Here is a 21336-nt window from a genome sequence, read left to right as displayed (position 1 = left end):
GAATAGGTTCGTCTAGGTTGGCTGGCTCCGCTTCAGGCTGGCGGTGGCATAGTAATGGTAATACGGTTTTTGTTCATTGACGCCATTGAGCACTACATTCAGCCGCTGGAACCGTTGCTCCTGATAAAGAGTCTCTAAGGTTTTGAGTGATTTCTTGGGCGTGACATCGCATCGAACAATAAAAAGGGTTGCATCGACATGGGCCGCAATCAACTGTGCATCGGTAACCAGACTGACCGGTGACGAGTCGATCAGCACATACGAAAACCGGGAACGCAATTCCTGAATCAACGTATGCAAACGCGGGCTACCAAGTAGTTCGGCCGGGTGCGTGGGCAATTGCCCGCTGGTAATCATCCAGTACTTCTTGCGTCCCGGCACTTCCCGAAGAATGGCATCCAGGGTGGCCTCTCCCTGTAGGTATTCCGTAATACCGACTGAATTTTCGACCCCCAGGGTGGGATGAATCTGCGGATTGCGTAAATCCATCTCCAGCACCACAGTGGGCTGATCGGCCATAGCCAGGCTAGCGCCAAGATTGGCTGAAACAAACGATTTCCCTTCTCCACTAACGCTGGAGGTGATTAAAATAACCGGGTTCGTCAACTCGTTTCCCAAAAACTGGACCCGCGTGCGCAGCATCCGAATCTGTTCATCGATGAGCGAGCGGCTTTGGGGGAGCAACCCAACGGACGGGATGCCGGGGTTTTGAACCAGTTCTCCCACGATGGGAACCTGTGTAGCCTGTTCGACGTCCGAGCGACGTAAGATCCGGCCGTTGATCAAATCCCGGGTAAAGATAAAACCGATGGGCAGCAAAAAACCGAGTAATCCGCCCAGTAGAACGATGTAACTTTTCTTGGGCTTGATTGGTATTCCATTGTAGTAGGCCTTATCGACGACCCGGCTGTCGGAAATCGTTGAAGCATAGGATAGAGCAGCTTCTTCCCGTTTCTGAAGCAAATACGTATAGAGATCGTTTTTGATCTTTTGCTGACGCGTGATGTTTAAAAGTACCCGGTCTTTCTTTGGCACCCGCCGGATCAACCCTTCGTTATGCTGACTCACCGCCATCAATTCACGCTGTGTGCCCGTAAGGGTTTGCCGTAAGGTTTCGATATTTTCACGAATACTCCCCTTGATCGCTCTAATCTGATCATCCTGTGACTGAACCAGCGGATTTAGTTCGCTCATGGTAGAGGCCAGATTGGCCCGTTGCAATTCGAGTTCGTTGAGCTTTGTAACCAATTGAAGCAAAACCGGATCATTGAGTCCCAGGGTGTTCGGGGCGGTTCCCACATCACTGGCTTTGCGCTCAACATAATCCTCCATACTTTTCAGGGCCTGCAACTGAATATTGACCTGATTCAACTGTTCATCATTTTCTTTCACGGTTTCGAGTAACAGGCCAGCCTGGGAACTCATTTCTGTAATCCCCTCGGCAGACTTATACGATTCTACTTCTTTTTCGATCGTTTCAAGGTCATTCCCAATCAACGAAAGCCGGGATTCGATGAACTTGAGGGTATTGATCGCCATGCGGTTTTTCTCTTCAATAGCCGCCCGGTTGTATTCTTCAATCAACTGCGTCAGCAATGCGAGCCCTTTTTCTGGAATGCTTTCTTCGATCGATAACAACAGAACCGTGGAAGTTTTGCTGGTGGGCTCCACTTTTAGACTTTTCAGATACTGACTGGCAACCTTGGCGACCGGCACTACCTGCACATCCAGGGGCTCCATTTGCGGACCAACCGCTTTGCGGGTTGCAATCCGTAACTGACCAAATGGGGTGGTGATCACCCGGTTGAGGGGATACCGTTTCTGATTGACAAAAACGGTCTGGGAATCAGCAAATTGAATGGAAAGCGCCGTGGCATACAGGGTTGCGTTGGGTTTCAGCACTTGCAGGCTGATGGGCGAGTCGTCGTAGAGCTGGCGGTTTCCGAACGTCGAAGGGCGCGAATAAAAGACATTCAGATTGAGCCGTTCCACCACCTTGGTCATCAGCATGGTGGATTTCAGCACTTCCGTTTCATTTTCCACCACTTTCTTGGGAATGAAAATCTGCTGTTCTTTTAGCACCTTCTCTTCAAAGCTTCCTTTCTTCTCATCGTTGATCATCAGGCTGGCCTGGATGCTGTAAACCGGTGGCAAATACAGGACATAAATAATCGTCAGGGCAACCGTTAACAGAACCGATCCTATAAACCATTTCCAGTATTGCCTGTAACGCAGCACTATAGAGCTCAAATTGGGGCTCTGCGGTTTTCCCGAGGACGACGATTCATAATAGAACTGATTGGATACCATACTTTTAATACGATTTAATGATAGTGTGACATTGGATTCGACCGGTACAAAATGCAATGGTTGCTATCTATATATTCTAAATAATGACCTGGCTTTTTCGCTATAAAATGACTGAGCTACCATTATCTGGTTCACCTATTACCAGGCATTTTCATCGCCCTGAAACATGGTTTTGATGGTCCACCAACAGATTAGCATATCAAATGAAAACGAGCAATTTTTGATGTAATGAAGATCATAGCGCAACCTGCGCTCCATTTTTTTCGGCGTCTCCGTCAACCCTCTGGCCCCGCGAACCTGGGCTAGCCCCGTAATTCCCGGTCGAACCGTATAGCGATTCGGGTAGTACGGTATGGAAGTCCAGAAGGCCTTGTCGTGATCAACCGCATGGGGTCGTGGACCCACCAGGCTCATATCACCCAGTAAGACATTCAAAAACTGCGGCATCTCGTCCAAATTGTTCTTTCGGAGAAATCGACCGATGGCGGTGATGCCCGGGTCATTTCGGGTGACCTGTTTAAATGCCTTACCACGATCATGAACCATCGTCCTGAATTTGAAACAACGAAAGGTTCGCCCATGCCGTCCCGTACGCATTTGAACAAAAAAAACAGGGCCGGGAGAAGTGAATTTAATAATCAGGCCAACCAATGGAATCATCCATAGGAGCACTAGAAACACTATAAAAAATGCAGCAACTATATCGAATAACCGCTTAGAAATACTACCACTAGACCTACCGGAATAAGAGTTTATTTTATTAATTTTAACAGCTTTAAGACCAGTATAAGTTACCATAAAACCTATGATTAATAAGTTAGAGAGTAGAAATGTACGCGAATAAAGTAATAAGAATCATCCACTTTCAGTACTAGAAAAGTGTGGGTTCTTCTTAATTCCCAATTCTAATTAATTCAGTGTTAATAGAGAAGCACTAAAAACTCTAAAATGCAGGTAATCAGTTAAATATAAATCATAAGAGGATATAATTGAGTACTTATACTCAATTATATAAATTTACTTAAAATATTAAGTAATAAATACTATTTAACAATCAGTCTTTAGTAGTTGAATAGTGACAAATAACTACTTATACTCTTTTATATGTGCTACGGTATTCCAAAGTTAATATATCTATTTTAAAATAAAAGCGAATTTTATTCCGAATAAAGTCACCATTCTGGCACATATGGTATTATCAGACATAATATGAAAGAACCCACATAATCGATACTCCCGTAAAATATAGTTGTTATAAAAATGACAATTTTACAAATACTACTCAACTACCAATTAAGTCAAAATAATATATGAATTATACTAAATACATATGTTTTTACTATATACGTTACAGTAACATTATTTTGTACATCAATTCATTATCTATCAAAATATTGTCTGATAACTAGATTATTTAACAGACATAAAAATTACTTGTTATTTTTTCCACCCATTCAAATAAAGATTAAAAAAAATCTTTTATGAATCGGGGCACCTCATTTATAGATTCCGAATCAAATGGTAGTTTAAATTGATTCATAGCCGATCTATACTATCACTTTCAGAAGGGAAGCTTCCCAATTTGGGACAACATGAAGCGGCAGTCGGAATCAGGATGTGTTTTGACCTGATTTAATGCTTAATTTTGCATTCGATATGCAAAATCCCGACATCTCCATCATTCTGGTCAATTACAAAACCCCGCATCTCATTGTCGACTGCCTTCATTCGGTTGAAAAACACACCTCCGGAATCACCTACGAGGTACTGGTCGTCAATAATGACCCGGACCCTTCCGGCCAGGCAGTTGTGTTGAACGCCTTCCCCACCACCCGCTGGATCGAAATGGGGTACAACGCCGGTTTCTCCCGCGCCAACAACCGGGGTATCGCCGAGTCGAAAGGCCGCCTGGTTCTGTTGCTCAATTCGGATACGCTACTGATCGACAATGTGCTGAAACGTTGTGTCGACCTGCTCGACAGCCGACCGGAAGTGGCTGCCGTTGGCCCCATGCAGATTACGCGCGACGGCCAGGTGCATACCGAAGCCTACGACGGTTTTTCCCAACTGCGCCGGTATTTTTACATTGTTCCCGGTTCCGGCTTTTTCAAAAAGCTGCTTCATCGTCTGCTGCCCGACAACCAGTATACTGATCCGGACGAAGTGGACTGGCTCATTGGCTCGTTCATCATGACCCGCCGGGAAACGATTCAGAAAGCCGGGATGCTGGACGATAACTTTTTCATGTATGCCGAAGATGTAGAGTGGTGTTACCGGCTGGGCAAACACGGCAAAATGCTGCTCCTCCGCGATGCTTTCTACATTCACCTCGAATATGGCAGCAGCACCGATTATCAGGAACGGAAGGTGACGCACATCAACCGATTCAAACCGCAAATGCACGTTTCCAATTTGCTCTGGGTGCGGAAACAATACGGCGTGGGGGCTTACCTGATCCTGATTCTGCATTACCTGACCCTGATCCCCGTGATTTTTGGCTGGAAAATCGGCGTTAACCTCCTCAAGCTGCGCCCCCCTTTTTCGGAATTGGAAAACCAGCGGGAATTTGCCCGGCATGTGGGTATTTTCCTGCGTTTTTTCTGGAAAACCGTCTTCAATCAAAAGGGATTTTATAAAATTTAAATGCCCCTAAATCCCCTGAAAGGGACTTGGACACCGCCACATCGGATGGATAAAGTCCCCTTCAGGGGATTTAGGGGTAAAGCCGCCTGTCGAAACCCTTCAACTCCCAAACTTTATTGCTATAATTGTCCCCGGTGGCCGAAAACCGTATACACAACCCAAGCACTTGTACGTTCTTGTAGGTATAGAAATTAATTGGTTATGAAAACATATTTCCTCACGTTTTTGTGGGTCTTTTTGCTGGGAATCCTGGCAATATCCGAAACGCAGGCCACGCACTTGCGGGCCGGTGAAATTACCACCCGCCGTATTTCCAGTACTTCCCTGACCTATGAGGTTACGATGACCACCTACCACGACGAAATCGGGGGACGAACGGCGAGTGACCAGCAGGATCCCTCCTATTTTTGTTTTGGAATCGGAAATGCCGTGGCCGTTCCCCGCCGGAGCCGGACGATCATCAACCGGGCCACCACCGCCAATACCTACGTTGCGACCTTTACCTATCCGGGACCCGGAACCTACCGCATTACCTGTACCATTACGAACCGCAACGAAAACGTCCGGAACATTCCGTCTTCCATTCAGACCAGCTTTCAACTCCAGACCACCATCGTCGTCAATGCCGCTCTGGGCCTGAACAGTACGCCGGTTCTGCTGAACCCGCCACTGGATTCTGCCCGCATCGGCCAGAAATGGTGCCACAACCCGGCGGCTTTCGATGCCGACGGGGATAGCCTGGCCTACCGGCTATACGTCCCTTCCGGACGTATAGCCGACGAACAGGGCAACTGTACCCTTAGAAATGTAGCGGGTTACTCCGATCCTACACTGATTGGGGTCAACCGAATCAACGAAGCCGGAACCGGTCCGGCCACGCTGACCGTCAATGCCATCACCGGTGATGTCTGCTGGGATGCGCCCGCCGAACAGGGCCAGTACAACATCGCTTTTATCGTGGAGGAATGGCGCGATGGTGTCAAAATTGGGGAGATCATCCGCGATATGCAGATCATCGTTACCCCTTCAACCAACAGACGGCCGGCCATCGTGGTGCCGCCCGATCTGTGCATAGAAGCTGGAACGCTCATCCAGCAAGCCATAACCGCCACCGACCCCGACAACAACCGTCTGGAGCTTTCGGCCTACGGTGGTCCTTTCAATGTGGGTCCTGACGGAACAACCCCGATCAACATTATTTCCCCCGAATACGCCACTTTTGCGCCGAAAACCGCCCAGAACTCGCCGGCTACCGGTACGTTCCGCTGGCAAACCAGTTGCGCCCACGTCCGCGCCGAACCCTATGATGTCGTTTTTCGAGTGATCGATCTACCCCGAACCGCCGGGCAAACCCAGTTGGCAACCCTCGAGTCGTTCCGCATCAAGATTTATGCACCCCAACCCCAGAACCTCACGGCCCGGCCAGCCGCCGATGCGGCCGGGCGAGCCATTCTGCTCAACTGGGCAGCGTACTCCTGTGCGGCTCAGTTGCCTGATAACACCAGAATGGCCATTTATCGCAAGATAGGCTGTGAAGACACCCCTTTCGATCCGTGCAGCGACCCCGGTCAACTGGAAGCCAATGGCTATGTCCGGGTCGATACTGTGGGCATCAACCAGACTTCTTACACCGATAACAACAACAACCAGGGTCTGCAGCGGGGTGTGCAGTACAGCTACCGAATTATCGTCTTGCTGCCCCGTCCCAACAATGGGCAAAGCGTCATTTCCCAACAGGTTTGTGTGAATTTACCCCAGCAGGTACCCTTGATTACGCACGTCACCGTCGACAGTACGTTCGATACGCGGGGGGTGATCACCGTCCGCTGGACCCGCCCTCCCGGCATTAACCCCAACGACGGCACCGGCCCGTTCCAATACCGCCTGTTCCGGGCCACCGGGCTTACCGGCACCGATTTTACCCAGATTGCCGCCATCAACACCACCCTGCAATCCACGGTTGCGGACACGGTATTTATCGACCGGGGAATCAATACCGTTGCCAACGCCTACCGGTATCGCATTGAGTTTTACTACACCGATCCCGGTACGGGACAATTGCAACGGCTCGACGCAACCGATAACGCCAGTTCGGTCCGGCTTACGGCGACCCCCGGCGTTCGACGCGTCCAGCTTACCTGGCAGGCCAATGTGCCCTGGAGCAATGATAACAAGCAACACCGGGTGTATCGCAGCAAAACCGGCCCCAACGGCCCGTTCAACCTGGTGGCCGTTGTTCCGGTCACCACGGCCAATACATACGCCTACCTCGACCAGGGAGCCGATACCTTTGCGGGCGATGGGGTTCAGCCGGTTATGATGTCGGTGGACAGCAGCTATTGTTACCGGGTCGAAACCGTTGGCCAATATGCAGCCCCGCTCACGACGATTCTGCTGAACAATTTCTCGCAGGGCGTTTGTGCGTCGCCGATCGACACCACCCGCCCCTGTCCCCCCCAACTGGCTGTCGATACGCTCAACTGTTCCACGCTGACACCCACCTCATTCTGCAACCAGACGACGTTTGCCAACAACCTGACTTGGCAAAATCCGACCACGGGCGATTGCGACCGCAACGTGGTGAAATATCGCATTTACTACAGTCCCTGTGAAGGCCAGGATCTCGTTTTGATCGACTCCGTCAGTGCCCCTCAACTAACGTATCGGCATCAGAATCTGACTTCCTTTGCAGGATGTTATGAAGTCCGGGCGGTGAGTCGGAGCGGCCGGGAAAGCGCGGCTTCCAACCGGGTTTGCAAGGACAATTGCCCGTATCTGATGATGCCAAATGTGTTTACGCCCAACGGCGATGGCCGAAATGATATTTTTCAGCCCGCCCAATGCCCCCGTTTTATTGAGTCGGCGGAACTGACGGTGGTCAACCGCTGGGGAGTTAAAGTCTACCAAAGCAGCGACCTCTCCCTCCAGTGGAACGGCAAGAACAACCAGGGGAAAGACGTGCCGGGTGGCGTGTATCTGTATCAGGTAACCGTCAAATACAAACGGCTCAATTGTGCCGCCCCCGCCGAAATTGTCAAAGGCTGGGTCGAACTGCTGCGCGAATCAGGGGCGAATTAATGGAGGATGGACAATTGACGATTGACCATCGTCTATAGACGATAGACCGAGGAATAAGATGTTTCCATCCATCGTCAATGGTCTATCGTCTATGGTCTATGGTCAATCCTCCATCTTCTTTCATCTACACAAACGCTATGTGGTATTTCACCATTCGGAAGAACGATTTATCCAACCAGCAGTGCCAGTTGCTACAACAGAAAGCGGTTTTGACGGAGGTTGAGCTTTTTAACGAACCGTATGAGAATCTCTGCCTGTTCGAAGTGGAAGGCAATAACTACCGGCATTTTGTGGATGCCCTGGATTTGGAAGGATTGGACTATGAAGTGGTCAGCGAGCGCCCCACCCGAACGCAATTATTGAACAAGATGCGGTAAACGGTTATGAGGTCGCTTACCGCATCTTTTTTGATTACCGCATGTTGTGGAAGACGTTCAGAACATCTTCGTCTTCTTCGATCTTCTCCAGCAGTTTTTCCAGATCGGCGGATTCTTCTTCGGTCAGTTCCTTGGTATCGTTCGGAATGCGTTCGAATTCCGCCTGTTTGAGTTCGTAGCCTTTTTCTTCCAGGTGCTTCTGAATCGCCCCGAAAGCCGTGAATTCGCCGTAGATTACGATCTGTTCGGCTTCTTCGTCCAGTGAGATTTCGTCCGCGCCAAAGTCGATCATTTCCAGTTCCAGTTCATCCAGATCGATGTTACCGGCCGGAATGCGAAAAACGGATTTGCGGTCGAACATGAAGTCGAGCATCCCGGAAGTTCCGAGGGCGCCCCCACATTTGCTGAAGTAACTCCGCAGGTTGGCCACCGTCCGGTTGATGTTGTCCGTGGCGGTTTCTACTACAATGGCAATGCCGTGTGGGCCATAGCCTTCGTAGGTAATTTCCTTGTAATCCTCCTGTTCCTTCGAAACCGCCCGTTTGATTGCCCGATCGACGTTTTCTTTCGGCATGTTGGCGGCCCGGGCATTCTGGATAATGGCCCGCAGTCGTCCGTTCGTTGTCGGATCAGGACCACCACTTTTCACTGCGAGGGCAATGTCTTTTCCAATTTTGGTGAAGGTTTTGGCCATCATCCCCCACCGCTTGAATTTTCTGGCTTTCCGGTATTCGTATGCGCGTCCCATCGTAAAGAGTGATGAGTGAAGAGTTAAGAGTTAAGAGTTGGCTGACGCATTAACTCTTAACTCTTAACTCTTCACTCTTAATTATTTTTAATGGTTATTTCTTCTTCAAAATCCACTTCAATCTGGTTCCGCACCAGGTCTTCGAAGGTTTCACGTCGGCGGATCAGGTGCGGTTTTCCGTCGTACACCAGCACTTCGGCGGGTCTGACCCGCGAGTTGTAGTTGGAACTCATGCTAAAACCGTAGGCTCCCGCATTTTTCAGGGCCAGCACATCGCCGGGGCGCACTTCGTTCAGCGAACGATCCCAGCCCAGCGTGTCGGTTTCACAAATATACCCCACGATGCTATAGGTCCGTTTTTCGCCCGTCGGATTCGAAACATTGACAATTTCGTGGTAGGCATCGTACATCATCGGCCGGATCAGGTGGTTCAATCCCGAATCGACACCCACAAACGTCCGGTTGGGGTTCTCCTTCACCACGTTGACATTCACCAGCAGCACACCGCTTTCGCTCACTAAAAACTTGCCGGGCTCAAAACACAGTTCGATTTCCCGCCCGTAGTGCTGACAGAAATTCTGAAAGGCCGCTGTCACTTTCCGGCCCAGATCCACCACATCCGTGCTGTGATCCCCTTCTTTGTAGGCTACCTTAAAACCGCTGCCAAAGTCGAGGAACTGCAGGTTGGGGAAGTCGTTGGCCAGCTCAAAAAGCACCTCGGCACCTTTGAGAAACGCATCGGCATTCTTGAAATCCGAGCCGGTATGAATGTGCAGTCCGACCACCGGAATGGCATACTGTTCGACCAGTGCGCGAATCTGGCTCCGTTGCTCCATCGAAATACCAAACTTGGAATCGGCGTGACCCGTCTGAATTTTGATGTTTCCGCCTTCTGCAATGTGGGGGTTGATCCGGATGCCGACCGGTTTGCGGCTGCCGTACTGCTGCCCCATGAATTCCAGCAAGGGCAGGCTGTCGACGTTCAGCCGAACGCCCAGTGCGAGTGCCTCCTGAATTTCGGCGAAGGAAACGCCACTCGGGGTATACATGATCTGTTCGGGATCGAAACCGGCCAGCAACGCCATCCGGATTTCATTCACCGAAACCACTTCCACATCGATTCCCCGGCTGCGCATCAACTTCAGAATCGACACGTTGGTCAATGCCTTGGCGGCATACTTGATTTTCAGATTGACGCCCTGAAAAGCCGACTGGAGGGTGCCTATTTTTTCAATAATTTTGTCGGCATCATAGACGTATAAGGGAAGGCCAAACGCTTCGGCCATCTCCAGAACGTCGATGCCCTGAATTTGATAACGGTTTTGATCGAGCTGCATACGCAGGGGTGTCTGCCAATTTTGAGGTGCAAATATAAGCGATTTTATGCCATTTCTGGCAACGCTACCCGACCCCAATCCGGCTCTGAATTTACTTTTCCCGAAAATAAGCAATTCCGAAATCCGAACGTTCAGCAAGCGCGCATCGAACAATTCGCCGGTATTCGGGTTAAATTCTTACTCAACGCTGAACTGCACGGTTATGAAAAAAATAGCACTTTTTACTGCCGCCCTGCTCTGGATTGCCAGTCATGGACAAGCCCAGACCCCTTCGCCCAATACCCACGCGCCGGAACAGGCTGCGCAAACGTTCCCGCAAGGCGAACCAACTGCCAAACAGGATTCCCTGAAAAGCAAACTGATCAAGGGCACCCAATCGAGCCGGAATGCCCGGCGGTCGGAGGATGCCAAGACGATAAAAAGCACGACGGTACGAAAGAAAACGACAAAAACCGTAAAAACGAAAAAACCAGTTGATTAGCCTCCGGAAAAATGCATTCTTGATTTCGAAAAAAAAGCTATTTCTCGATGAAGGGAATGGCTTTTTTTTCGAAATTCAGGACTAAATACGCATTCATATGTTTGCCCGCATCATTTTATTCGTATTTTTGACACCGACCCTTTTGGTTACTGAATTACTCCATTACCTTGAAGCGTTCAAACCTCCCATTTACGGAAGACGTACTGGTCAAGAAGCTCCAGCAGCGAGAGGAACAGGCATTTCACTTACTCTACGACCAGTATTCACCGGCTTTGTACGGCGTAATCCTGAAGGTCGTTCGTGATGAAGAAGCCGCCCGCGACGTTTTACAGGACTCTTTTGTAAAGATCTGGCGGAATATTCCATCTTACGATGCTCAGAAAGGCCGTCTGTTTACGTGGTTACTGAACATTGCCCGAAATACCGCCATTGACGCCATCCGCACCCGCCATTCAGGTCAGTCAATCCAAACCAGCACCGATATCGTAGATATTGTCGATCAGCATCAGCAAGCCTATCAACCCGCTGTGGAAACACTTGATTTACCAGACAAGGTGAATCAATTAAACCCGGATCGACGAATGGTTATCGACCTTGTCTACTTCTATGGATACACCCATGAAGAAGTAGCGGAGAAATTGAATTTGCCGCTCGGAACGGTCAAAACACGGGTTCGGTCTGCTTTACAGGAATTGAAGAAGTTATTCGGCACATGAACACGAAAGAATACATAGAGTCCGGAATACTGGAAGAGTATGTGCTCGGCACCGTCAGCCCGCAGGAAAAGCGGGAGGTCGAGTGCATGTCGAGCATTTACCCTGAGATCCGCCAGGAGCTCGACACGCTGTCGGCTGCGGTGGAACAGTATGCCCAGGCCCTGCGCCGTGATCCGCCGACTGACATTAAAGAGTGGCTTCTGAAAGAACTGGAATTTGGCCCTCCGGAAGCCGAAGCGGTCGAGGAAAGTAACCCAACGCCCCTCCTCACCAACGAAGAAAATACGGAAACTCCCATTCGTACATTAAATTCCAGAGAAGACGCATTCGATTCAAGACCGACGTTTCGCGTTACCTGGCTGGTAGCCGCTTCCCTGGGTCTGGTTGTCCTGTTTTTTGCCTACTTCCTGTATTCCCAATTGCAGGGAAGTCAGCAAACGCTCAGTTCGCTCCGCAATTCGAATGAAGCCTTGACCGAAGAGGTTCGGGTTCTGCGGGCGCAACAGTCGCAGGCCGACCAAACGCTGGCCATCCTGAAAGAACCGGGCACGCGGGTCATCCGGCTGAATCCCACCGACACCACGACTGCCAACCTTGCAACCATCTACTGGAATGCCAGCACGGGCCAGGTCAATCTCGAAATTGATTCGCTGGTTCGTCCGCCCGAAACCCAGCAATACCAGCTTTGGGCCATTGTTGACGGAAAACCGGTCGATGCCGGCGTCTTCGATGTGGGCGACAACACCCGGGTGGTGCAGCAGGCTAAAAAATTCCTGAAAGCCGACGCCTTTGCCATCACGCTCGAACGCCGGGGCGGCAGCCCCACTCCCACGCTCTCCACGATGGTGGTGGTCGGAAATGTGACCTCCTGATTTTTCCTCATCTGAAAAGAGAATATTTAAATCATAAATGTAAAATGATAAATAATAAATGTAAAAATAGCAGGTTTGCATAAGCTTTTACATTTACCATTTGAGATTTATTATTCTCTTTTTACTCCAGGGTTATACGTTTTCCAAAGGACACTTATACGTCGACTCATTCAAAAATTTATTCAGTTTTTATAATTACATTTCCTTTCTAAAAATGGCCCTGGCAATGTTGTCTGGGCCATTTTTCATGCTATACAGGTTTTTTTCCCAACAATTAAAAATCCAAATAGAAGGCGATGGCGTAGGTATTGTTGTGAGTCGGGAACAACCCGGTTCTTTTATTTTCCCATCTTCAATTATTTCGTATTTTAATCATGAAAGCCTTCATCAAAACAGGAATTATTGCCGCTATTCTTTGCGCATTCGTTACGGTTTCTTACGCTCAAAAACCGAAAGAAGTCGGTGGCGCCATGATGTATCCAAACAAGAACATCATTGAAAATGCCGTCAACTCGAAAGACCACACCACCCTGGTTGCTGCCGTGAAAGCTGCGGGCTTAGTCGAAACGTTACAGGGAGCTGGTCCCTTCACGGTTTTTGCCCCCTCCAACGACGCTTTTGGCAAGTTACCAGCCGGTACCGTTGAAACGCTGGTGAAGCCCGAAAACAAAGCAACCCTGACCGGCATTCTGACCTACCACGTGGTTGCGGGTCGTCTGGACGCGAAGGAAATCAGCAAGCTCATCAAAGCCGGTAACGGAACCGCCACGCTGAAAACCGTAGCCGGTGGTGACCTGACCGCTAAAATGAGTGGAAAAAAACTGATCCTGACCGATGCCAAAGGCGGAACCGCCACCGTTGCCATTTCCGATGTGTACCAGTCGAATGGGGTAATTCACTCGATCGATACGGTTTTGATGCCGATGTAACTGAAGGCAACTGAAAACCTAAAAAAGCCACACGCACAACTGCGCTGTGGCTTTTTTACCTCGCAAACTATCCTGCCATTTCTTGCGTTAATTAACCATGAACCGCAACCTTTTTCTTGGAGTTTTGTGTGGGCTGGTGCTCACCGGCTCCGTCGCATCCATTTCGTTGACTCCACGTATCGACGATGCTACACCCCGCAAAGTGGTCAAAACGGAAGCGGAGTGGAAGAAAATCCTAACACCTCAGCAATTTTACGTCCTGCGCCAGCAAGGTACCGAGCGGCCTTTTACGAGTCCGCTGGTGGATAACCACGAAAAAGGCGTATTCAAATGTGCAGGCTGCAAAACGCCCCTGTTCAGCTCCGACACCAAGTTTGAATCCGGGACGGGCTGGCCGAGTTTTTATAAATCCCTGTCGAAACAGAACGTGGCCGAGAAGGTGGATCGCAGCCACGGCATGGTCCGCACGGAGGTCGAATGTGGCGTCTGTGGCGGGCATTTGGGACACGTTTTTGACGATGGTCCCAAGCCAACCGGTCTGCGGTATTGCATGAACGGCGTAGCATTGGAATTTGAAAAGAAATAAGCGGGTGCTAACCCCCTGGTTTTGAGCCAACCCGATGAACGGGCTGGCTTTTTTCATATTATATCGTCCAAATTTCCGTTATATTTGCTCTAAGGGACGGATTTTTCAATCCGTCTTTTTTGCCTATCGAATTAATTTTACTTTTTTGAAATCAGACGGACATCAGGCGCATCCTCTCAGTGGTGCGACGTCAACTGAACCCGTTCTTCAATTTTAACCGTCAAAATACCAGGCATGAGTAAATTCTGGGGGCAGCTTCGTACCCTTTGGCAAGGCATCACCGGCTTTTTCGGTCTCATAAGCAATGGCTTTAGACGACTGGTTTACCGCATGATGTCGGGTCTTCTAGGAAAAGGGCGTGTCGATTCAGCAATCGGTCACTACCGGGGAGTTCGACAACGCTACCGAAATTGGATCAACGCCCGCTTCGACACCCGATCACTTGCTTTTCGCATCTTTTACCAGACTACCAAAACGCTTATTTTCGGCTTTGTGCTGGTTCTGTTGTACATCCTTTCCATTGAATCCAATTTCCTCTACCTCAGCGGTGAAATGCCAAGCGTCGAGGATTTGAAAAACCCCAAGGTTTCCCAGTCTTCCGAAATTTATTCCTACGACAAAGTCATGATCGGCCGGTTTTTCACCGAAAACCGCACCCCCATCAAATACGAAGACTTGTCGCCCTCCCTCATTCACGCCCTGATTGCCACCGAAGACGTACGGTTTTACGAACATTCGGGCATCGATACCCGAAGTCTGGGCCGGGCGGTTTACGGCGTATTAACCGGTAACAATTCCGGCGGAGGCAGCACGATTACGCAGCAGCTTGCCAAAAACCTGTTCAAAACCCGTCGGCGGCAATCGCGAGGATTGCTGTACAACGTTCCGCTGGTGAAAACGATCATTCTGAAAACCAAAGAATGGCTGATGGCCATTAAACTGGAACGGAATTTTTCGAAGGAACAGATCCTGACCATGTATTTCAACACCGTCGATTTTGGCAGCAATGCCTACGGAATCAAGACGGCGGCCCGGACGTATTTCAGCAAATCGCCGGAGACGCTGAATGTGCAGGAATCCGCCGTACTCGTGGGCTTGCAGAAAGCAACGACGACGTATAATCCCCTGATCAAACGAAACTTCGAGAAGTCGCGCAACCGCCGGAATGTGGTGATCCGGCAGATGGAAAAATACAAGTACCTGACCAAAGCGCAAGCCGATTCCCTTTGCGATTTGCCGCTTGTAACGCGCTACAGCCCCGACAATCCGTATTCCGGTCCAGCCAATTATTTCAAAAATGCGGTGGTGGAGGTCGTCAAAAAGTGGGGCGAAGAAAACGGCTATGACCTGTATACCGACGGTTTACGAATTTATACCACCGTCGACTCCCGGATGCAGGCCCTGGCCGAAGAGGCTGTTGCGGAGAAAATGAAGTTGTTGCAGCGGACGTTCGACAACCACTGGTCGGGCCGAAACCCCTGGACGGATGAAGATGGCAAGGAAATCCCGGACTTTCTGGACAAAGTCGCCCAGCGGACGGAACGATATAAGGCCCTCCAACTGAAATTTCCGAATCAGCCGGATTCCATCCAGTATTACATGAAGGAGAAAAAAGACAGCATGACGGTTTTCTCCTGGAACGGACCGAAGAAGAAGTACATGTCGCCCATGGATTCCATCGCCTACTACAAGCGGTTTTTGCAGGCCGGTCTGGTGGCTATGGACCCGCATACCGGTTTTATCCGGACGTGGGTGGGCGGCCTCGACTATAACTTTTTCCAGTTCGATCACGTCAAACAGGGAAAACGGCAACCGGGTTCGACGTTTAAACCGTTCGTTTATGCCACGGTGATCGACGATTCAACGATCAATTTAGGCCCCTGCGACCGTCGGCGCGATGAACCGTTCCGGAAGGAATACATCAACGAAAAAGGCGAGGAAGATTTCTGGGCACCCAAAAATTCGGCCGGATCATTCTCCTATTCCAATATGACGCTGCGCCGGGCCATGGCCCGCTCCATCAATTCGGTGACAGCCCAGTTGACCAATGACGTCGCAACGCCCCAGCGGGTGGTGGAATACGCCCACCGGCTGGGCATTAAAAGCCGGCTGGCGGCTGTTCCGTCCGTCGGGTTGGGCTCTTCCGATGTGTCGCTGTATGAAATGGTAGCAGCTTACTGCACCTTCGCAAACAACGGCGTACACACCGAACCGTTGCTGGTGACGAGAATCGAAGACCGCAACGGCAAAATTATTGAAGAATTTGTGCCGGAGAAGAAACAGGCCATTCGGGAAGAGTCCGCTTTTCTGATGCTCCACATGCTGAAAGGCGGTTTGGAAGAATCGGGCGGCACGTCGCAGAATTTGTGGTCGTACGATTTATTTAAAAACCGCAACCAGGTGGGTGGAAAAACCGGAACGACTTCCAACAACTCCGACGGCTGGTTTATGGGCGTCACCCGCGATCTGGTGGTGGGAGCCTGGGTGGGGGGCGATGACCGCAGCATCCACTTCCGGTCAACCGACATGGGTGAGGGCGCCAAAACCGCCTTGCCGCTGGTAGGACGGTTTTTGGAGAAAGTCTATCAGGACAAGGCACTGAAGCTGTATCAAGGTCCTTTTGATAAACCGACGGTTAAAATAACGAAGGATTATCTGAATTGTCCCGGTGGAAACGATGAGGACGAAGAGGATGAATCGGACTCAACGGGTGTCGACATTCCAGCCGATTCGCTGTTCATTGAACCGTCGGCTCCGGAGCAGGTCGATCCGCCCGATACCACCCAACGCGCCCAGCCTTTCCGCTAAGATTTCAGGTCAACTCCCTCCGGGTTGACCTTTTTTGTAGTCCAGTTCTGTAAACAACCCGGGCAAAGCGGTGGTTATAGGGGGATACCATCAACTCAGGACTATGACACCATCACAAAATCCGAACCTTCATCCGGTCAGGGAAACGACTCCTTTAAAGGATATTCCATCGGATATGGACAACGATCCGAATGCCGATGAAGAAGTAATCGATCAAACCGGGCCGATGCCCAGCAAGGAAGAAACGGATTTGCAACCCAGCCCGAAACCAACCGGGCGCATCCCGTCAGGCCTGGACAACGATCCGTCCAACGATGAAAATCTAAACGAGAAAATCGCCTACGCCCTGGTTGGCGCGGAACCGAATAGAAAAGAATGATGAGTTATGAATGATGAACGATGCATTAATTCATCGTTCATCATTCATCATTCAAACTAAACCATCTCCTTATACTGCATCCGGTACAGGTTCGCGTAGGTGCCTTCGTGCTGCAGCAGTTCTTCGTGGGTGCCTTGTTCCACAATGTGGCCTTTGTCGACGACGATGATTTTATGGGCTTCGCGGATGGTGGAAAGCCGGTGGGCAATTACGATGGCTGTGCGCCCCTTCATCAGTTTTCCAATCGCATCCTGAATCAACCCTTCCGTTTCGGTATCGACCGACGACGTAGCCTCGTCCAAGACCATGATGCGGGGATCGTGAACCATCGCGCGAACAAACGAGATCAACTGCCGCTGTCCCACCGAAAGCGTCGAACCGCGCTCCATGACGTTATACTCATAACCGCCCGGTAATCGCTCGATGAACTCATGCACGCCCACCAGTTTGGCCGCTTCAACAATGCGCTCCCGGCCAATGGATTTATTGCCGAGGGTAATGTTGTTTTCAATCGTATCCGAAAACAGAAAAACATCCTGCAAAACAACGCCAATGCTCTGGCGCAACGCTTCCAGTTTATACTCATGTACCTCGATGCCGTCGATTTTGATCTCTCCCCGATTGATGTCGTAAAACCGGCTTAACAAGTTGATAATGGACGACTTCCCGGCCCCCGTAGCGCCGACAAAGGCAACGGTTTCGCCTTCTTTCACGGTAAAGTTGATGTCTTTCAAAACGTAGTTATCGTCGTTGTAGGCAAACCAGACGTTTTTAAACTCCACCTCACCCCGCCAGGTTGCGGGCGCATACGTCCCGGTGTTGGGCGTAAAATCATCACTGTCCAGCAGTTTCAGAATCCGGTCGGTGCTCACAATGCCCATTTGCAGGGTGTTGAAGCGGTCGGCGAGCATCCGGATGGGGCGAAAAAACAGGTTGATGAACATGATGAAAGCCGTCACCGTTCCGTAGGTAACCTCCTGGTTCAGAATGGCTTTGGCACCGTACCAGACCACCAGGCCCGTTGCGGCTGCCGACAGAATATCGGCCACCGGATAATAGACGGAATAGTACCAGATCGACCGGATGTTGGCTTTCCGGTGTTCGTCGTTGATGTTCCGGAACTTCTCCTCTTCAATCTTTTCGCTGCCAAAAATCTGCACGATGTTCATGCCGGTAATGTGCTCCTGCACAAACGAACTGAGGTTGGCCACGGCGGTCCGCACTTCATTGAACGATACTTTGATCTTTTCCTTGAAGACGTACGTACTCAGTAACATCAGCGGAATCATCGACAAACTGATGGCCGAAAGCCGCCAGTCGGTGTAAAACATGACGGCGATGATCAGCACCAGTTGCAGAATATCGCCTACAATGGCGGCCATGCCTTCGCTGAAGACGTCAGAAAGCGTTTCAACGTCCGAAATGGTACGGGTTACCAGTCGGCCAATGGGCGTGTTATCGAAAAATTTCAGCCGGAGTTTCAGGACTTTCTGGTAGAGCTGAACCCGGATATCCCGAATCACATTCTGTCCCAGCCAGCCGGAGAGATAGGTATTGAAAAACTGAATGATGCCCTGCAAAACCAGAATCCCGATCATCAGAATCAGCATTTTGGTCAGGCCCGGATAATCGCCGGTGGCAATTTTGGAGTCGATGGTGTAGCGAATCAGCAAGGGGCCAACGGGAGCCAGCACCGCACTCAACAGAATAATCAGAATAAGCCCGTAAAATTGGAGCTGGTACGGTTTTACAAAGGCATAAAGCCGTCGCAGGGTAATCCAGTCAAAAATCTGACCGCTCTTGGTTTCGGTATTCACAAAGAAAACAGTTGGAAGGTTTTTCGGAGTAACAGAAATATTGGGTGAAGAGTTTGGATGGGAACACGGATTGAGCGGATGGAAGGGATTAAAACGGATTTTAATCGGTGTAAATCCGTTTAATTCCGTTCCATCCGCGTTCCCATCCAACCGTTTAATGCATCATTTGAGCCAGTTCCTGCCAGGAGATTAAACCAATGGCCAGAATGGCGAGTGCCAGCCCGATCTGGTTGACGACCAGCAGTTTTTCTTTGAAAAAGAGCAGGGCCGCCAAGGCTGCCACCAGAATGACACCGATGTTATAGAGCGGATAGACGAAAGCACCGTTGCCACCAAATTCGGAAAGTGCCAGCAACAGGGTGTAAAAACTCAGGAAATTCGGAATGCCCAGGGTGATGGCTCCCACGAAGGTCTGGCGTTCAATCTTTTCTTTATCAAGAATCAATCGGCTCGATAGCAACACCAGACCGGCAGCAATGGCACCCAGTACCATGGTCAACGTCACCTGCAACGTTTGATCAGTCGATGGAATATACCGGATGTTCATGTAATTGATCATCGTATTGGTGACGCCGTAGAGCACAAAAACCGCCACTGGCAAGAGTGTATTCCAGCCCAGGGCTTTCACGGTTTGGCCTTCCTGCTTCTTGTACGTGCTTAATCCGACGGCCACCACGGCCAGAATTAACCCCAGGTAATTCAGCGCATCGAAGGTTTTTCCACCGGTTTGAAAGACGAACAGACTGAAACAAACCGGAATCACCAGCGACATGTTGTTGGCCAGCGATGTGGCCGTGATGCCCATTCGCTGCGTCGACAGACCCGACAGGATGAACGTGATGATGAACCCAACACCCAGACCCAGGGCCAGCCACGTCCAGGTTTGGGAGAAATCGATGGAAAAAGGCTGGTTGCGGGGCAGCAGCAGAAAACCGGTCAGGAAACACACCGGGTAGTTGAAAACGATAGCCTGAACGGTATTGACCCGATAGCGGGGGAAAAGCCGGAAATTAAGCAGCAAAACGACCGAAAGCAGGATGCTTAGGAACAGAAAAAGCATGGCAAAGGAAGGAGGAATTTTCTTTTGCCGGAAAGGTAGTGATAAATGTAAAATGAAGAATGTAAAATGCTAAATGTAAAAGTGAAATGCTGCGGGCGAAACACTTTTACAGGTAGCTTTTTAACGCGCATTAGAAATTCCTGGTCACGTAGTGGGCTTTTTGTGGAAACGAACGACGATTACAACCATACAAATCAGGAAGATACCAATAGCAATTCCCTGGATAAGTCCACCTGCCATCCGACAAACACTATCGCCCTGCCAGTCGCCCAGGGTACGAATCAGTAGTCCGAACAGTTGCCCGATACTACCGACGTACAAGATCGGGTGAAAAAAAACGCCTTGCCTGCCCAATATACCCGGTAAAATGATCGGCGCATGGGCAAAAATCATGGAGAAGACGAAGCCCGCAAAGAACGTATGTAACCCGGCATCGTAGATGAATGAGAACCCAAGCGGTAACGCAAATAACAACCCGCTGAGCAGCAGCCAGCCATAACCCAGCAGCAACATCGTTCCACTGTAGCGCGGCTGACCTGCTTTTCGGAGTGATTTAACTGCCATGTCGAACCGAAGCAGCCAAACGGCCACCGCCATCATACCGACGCCCGTTAACCCCTGACCTGACCCGTGAAAGGGCTTCAATACACCAACCAGAAATACGCCAATAGCACCCCATAGCAGCAGCCCCTGACCCGGTTTAACAGGCAAAAAACGACTCAGTTCCAGCCGTTCGGCAACGATAGTCAGCAATAAAAATGCGATCCACCAGGGGACGGCAAATGGGAAAAAACCGGTTTTGAGGGCCAGTCCGTTCCCAATAACCAGGCAAATGCTTCCGCCAAATAGCACGTAGTAGTAATTGTAGCGATATTGAATAAGAAAAACATAAGTCAACAAAGCCATACCGATACTCCCCCCGATCAGCAACCAAAGCCCGGCAACGGGCCAACCCAACACAAACGCGGGCAGGCTCAATCCGTTCAGAGCCGGAGCCAGCAGGGTCCAGCGGTTTTTGAACACCACGGCACGTTCCAGTAAGATTACCGTTCCTAAAAAAGAGCCCACCATTAGCGCCCCATGTTGCCCGGCCGTTTCGGAAACAGAAATGCCCCAACCCAGCCGCACCAGGCCCGTCAGAATACCCAGCACCAGCGAAAGCATGGCGAGGGGTAGTAGCACGGAAACAAAAGAG

The 21336-nt window shown here is 50.2% G+C and carries 17 protein-coding genes; 10 read left to right on the top strand and 7 right to left on the bottom strand.

Annotated features, from left to right (window positions below; genetic code table 11):
• Positions 1 to 12: 12 nt before the first annotated feature.
• Together DUE52_RS04475 and DUE52_RS04470 are read right to left on the bottom strand one after the other, a co-directional pair.
• Complete coding sequence (locus DUE52_RS04475) at positions 13 to 2310, bottom strand: GumC family protein (RefSeq protein ID WP_114404767.1); 2298 nt, start codon at positions 2308 to 2310, stop codon at positions 13 to 15.
• A gap of 138 nt (positions 2311 to 2448) precedes the next feature.
• Positions 2449 to 3108, bottom strand: a complete 660-nt coding sequence (locus DUE52_RS04470) for a sugar transferase (RefSeq protein WP_114404766.1) — start codon at positions 3106 to 3108, stop codon at positions 2449 to 2451.
• Positions 3109 to 3966: 858 nt separating this feature from the next.
• Between DUE52_RS04470 and DUE52_RS04465 the strand changes: the two genes are divergently transcribed.
• From DUE52_RS04465 to DUE52_RS04455, 3 genes are all read left to right on the top strand, one after another.
• A complete protein-coding gene (locus DUE52_RS04465; protein ID WP_114404931.1) occupies positions 3967 to 4953 on the top strand; it encodes a glycosyltransferase family 2 protein in 987 nt (328 codons plus the stop codon).
• 201 nt (positions 4954 to 5154) lie between these two features.
• The gene (locus DUE52_RS04460; protein ID WP_114404765.1) at positions 5155 to 8031 is read left to right on the top strand and encodes a T9SS type B sorting domain-containing protein; all 2877 of its coding nucleotides are present in this window, start codon (positions 5155 to 5157) and stop codon (positions 8029 to 8031) included.
• A gap of 137 nt (positions 8032 to 8168) precedes the next feature.
• Complete coding sequence (locus DUE52_RS04455) at positions 8169 to 8408, top strand: hypothetical protein (RefSeq protein WP_114404764.1); 240 nt, start codon at positions 8169 to 8171, stop codon at positions 8406 to 8408.
• Positions 8409 to 8442: 34 nt separating this feature from the next.
• Here DUE52_RS04455 and DUE52_RS04450 read toward each other — a convergent pair whose 3' ends face one another.
• Together DUE52_RS04450 and lysA are read right to left on the bottom strand one after the other, a co-directional pair.
• Positions 8443 to 9156 carry a YebC/PmpR family DNA-binding transcriptional regulator gene (locus DUE52_RS04450; protein WP_114404763.1) on the bottom strand — a complete coding sequence of 238 codons (714 nt, stop codon included), beginning with the start codon at positions 9154 to 9156 and terminating at the stop codon, positions 8443 to 8445.
• A 77-nt stretch (positions 9157 to 9233) separates the two neighbouring features.
• On the bottom strand, positions 9234 to 10493 hold the full coding sequence (gene lysA / locus DUE52_RS04445; RefSeq protein ID WP_114404762.1) for a diaminopimelate decarboxylase: 1260 nt from the start codon (positions 10491 to 10493) through the stop codon (positions 9234 to 9236).
• 202 nt (positions 10494 to 10695) lie between these two features.
• Here lysA and DUE52_RS32035 point away from each other — a divergent pair, with 202 nt between their 5' ends.
• The 7 genes from DUE52_RS32035 to DUE52_RS04410 all read left to right on the top strand — a co-directional run bounded on the left by DUE52_RS32035 (position 10696) and on the right by DUE52_RS04410 (position 17264).
• Positions 10696 to 10974, top strand: a complete 279-nt coding sequence (locus DUE52_RS32035) for a hypothetical protein (RefSeq protein WP_133299756.1) — start codon at positions 10696 to 10698, stop codon at positions 10972 to 10974.
• Positions 10975 to 11141: 167 nt separating this feature from the next.
• Complete coding sequence (locus DUE52_RS04435) at positions 11142 to 11690, top strand: RNA polymerase sigma factor (protein ID WP_114404760.1); 549 nt, start codon at positions 11142 to 11144, stop codon at positions 11688 to 11690.
• On the top strand, positions 11687 to 12562 hold the full coding sequence (locus DUE52_RS04430) for an anti-sigma factor (RefSeq protein WP_114404759.1): 876 nt from the start codon (positions 11687 to 11689) through the stop codon (positions 12560 to 12562). Before DUE52_RS04435 ends, DUE52_RS04430 begins: the two co-directional genes overlap by 4 nt.
• A 374-nt stretch (positions 12563 to 12936) precedes the next feature.
• Entirely contained in the window at positions 12937 to 13491 is a 555-nt protein-coding gene (locus tag DUE52_RS04425) for a fasciclin domain-containing protein (protein ID WP_114404758.1), read from the top strand.
• 97 nt (positions 13492 to 13588) lie between these two features.
• Entirely contained in the window at positions 13589 to 14077 is a 489-nt protein-coding gene (gene msrB, locus DUE52_RS04420; RefSeq protein ID WP_114404757.1) for a peptide-methionine (R)-S-oxide reductase MsrB, read from the top strand.
• 234 nt (positions 14078 to 14311) lie between these two features.
• A complete protein-coding gene (locus DUE52_RS04415; protein ID WP_114404756.1) occupies positions 14312 to 16885 on the top strand; it encodes a penicillin-binding protein 1A in 2574 nt (857 codons plus the stop codon).
• Positions 16886 to 16988: 103 nt separating this feature from the next.
• Positions 16989 to 17264, top strand: a complete 276-nt coding sequence (locus tag DUE52_RS04410) for a hypothetical protein (RefSeq protein ID WP_133299755.1) — start codon at positions 16989 to 16991, stop codon at positions 17262 to 17264.
• Between the two features lie 56 nt (positions 17265 to 17320).
• Here the strand turns inward: DUE52_RS04410 and DUE52_RS04405 are convergent, their stop codons facing one another.
• From DUE52_RS04405 to DUE52_RS04395, 3 genes are all read right to left on the bottom strand, one after another.
• The gene (locus DUE52_RS04405) at positions 17321 to 19081 is read right to left on the bottom strand and encodes an ABC transporter ATP-binding protein (RefSeq protein WP_114404754.1); all 1761 of its coding nucleotides are present in this window, start codon (positions 19079 to 19081) and stop codon (positions 17321 to 17323) included.
• A 154-nt stretch (positions 19082 to 19235) separates the two neighbouring features.
• A complete protein-coding gene (locus tag DUE52_RS04400) occupies positions 19236 to 20141 on the bottom strand; it encodes an EamA/RhaT family transporter (protein WP_114404753.1) in 906 nt (301 codons plus the stop codon).
• Between the two features lie 144 nt (positions 20142 to 20285).
• Complete coding sequence (locus DUE52_RS04395) at positions 20286 to 21323, bottom strand: DUF8744 domain-containing protein (RefSeq protein WP_229312061.1); 1038 nt, start codon at positions 21321 to 21323, stop codon at positions 20286 to 20288.
• Positions 21324 to 21336 lie beyond the last annotated feature (13 nt).

It is taken from the genome of Larkinella punicea (genome assembly GCF_003334855.1).
Taxonomy (GTDB): domain Bacteria; phylum Bacteroidota; class Bacteroidia; order Cytophagales; family Spirosomataceae; genus Larkinella; species Larkinella punicea.
This window is presented reverse-complemented; position numbering and strand designations above follow the sequence as displayed.

Excerpts from the sequence above, each read along its gene's own strand:
- DUE52_RS32035 (WP_133299756.1), top strand. The coding sequence starts at position 10,696 with ATGAAAAAAATAGCACTTTTTACTGCCGCCCTGCTCTGGATTGCCAGT.
- DUE52_RS04410 (WP_133299755.1), top strand. The coding sequence starts at position 16,989 with ATGACACCATCACAAAATCCGAACCTTCATCCGGTCAGGGAAACGACT.
- DUE52_RS04465 (WP_114404931.1), top strand. The coding sequence starts at position 3,967 with ATGCAAAATCCCGACATCTCCATCATTCTGGTCAATTACAAAACCCCG.
- DUE52_RS04450 (WP_114404763.1), bottom strand. The coding sequence starts at position 9,156 with ATGGGACGCGCATACGAATACCGGAAAGCCAGAAAATTCAAGCGGTGG.
- DUE52_RS04460 (WP_114404765.1), top strand. The coding sequence starts at position 5,155 with ATGAAAACATATTTCCTCACGTTTTTGTGGGTCTTTTTGCTGGGAATC.
- DUE52_RS04415 (WP_114404756.1), top strand. The coding sequence starts at position 14,312 with ATGAGTAAATTCTGGGGGCAGCTTCGTACCCTTTGGCAAGGCATCACC.
- msrB (WP_114404757.1), top strand. The coding sequence starts at position 13,589 with ATGAACCGCAACCTTTTTCTTGGAGTTTTGTGTGGGCTGGTGCTCACC.
- DUE52_RS04470 (WP_114404766.1), bottom strand. The coding sequence starts at position 3,108 with ATGGTAACTTATACTGGTCTTAAAGCTGTTAAAATTAATAAAATAAAC.
- DUE52_RS04400 (WP_114404753.1), bottom strand. The coding sequence starts at position 20,141 with ATGCTTTTTCTGTTCCTAAGCATCCTGCTTTCGGTCGTTTTGCTGCTT.
- lysA (WP_114404762.1), bottom strand. The coding sequence starts at position 10,493 with ATGCAGCTCGATCAAAACCGTTATCAAATTCAGGGCATCGACGTTCTG.
- DUE52_RS04430 (WP_114404759.1), top strand. The coding sequence starts at position 11,687 with ATGAACACGAAAGAATACATAGAGTCCGGAATACTGGAAGAGTATGTG.
- DUE52_RS04455 (WP_114404764.1), top strand. The coding sequence starts at position 8,169 with ATGTGGTATTTCACCATTCGGAAGAACGATTTATCCAACCAGCAGTGC.
- DUE52_RS04475 (WP_114404767.1), bottom strand. The coding sequence starts at position 2,310 with ATGGTATCCAATCAGTTCTATTATGAATCGTCGTCCTCGGGAAAACCG.
- DUE52_RS04425 (WP_114404758.1), top strand. The coding sequence starts at position 12,937 with ATGAAAGCCTTCATCAAAACAGGAATTATTGCCGCTATTCTTTGCGCA.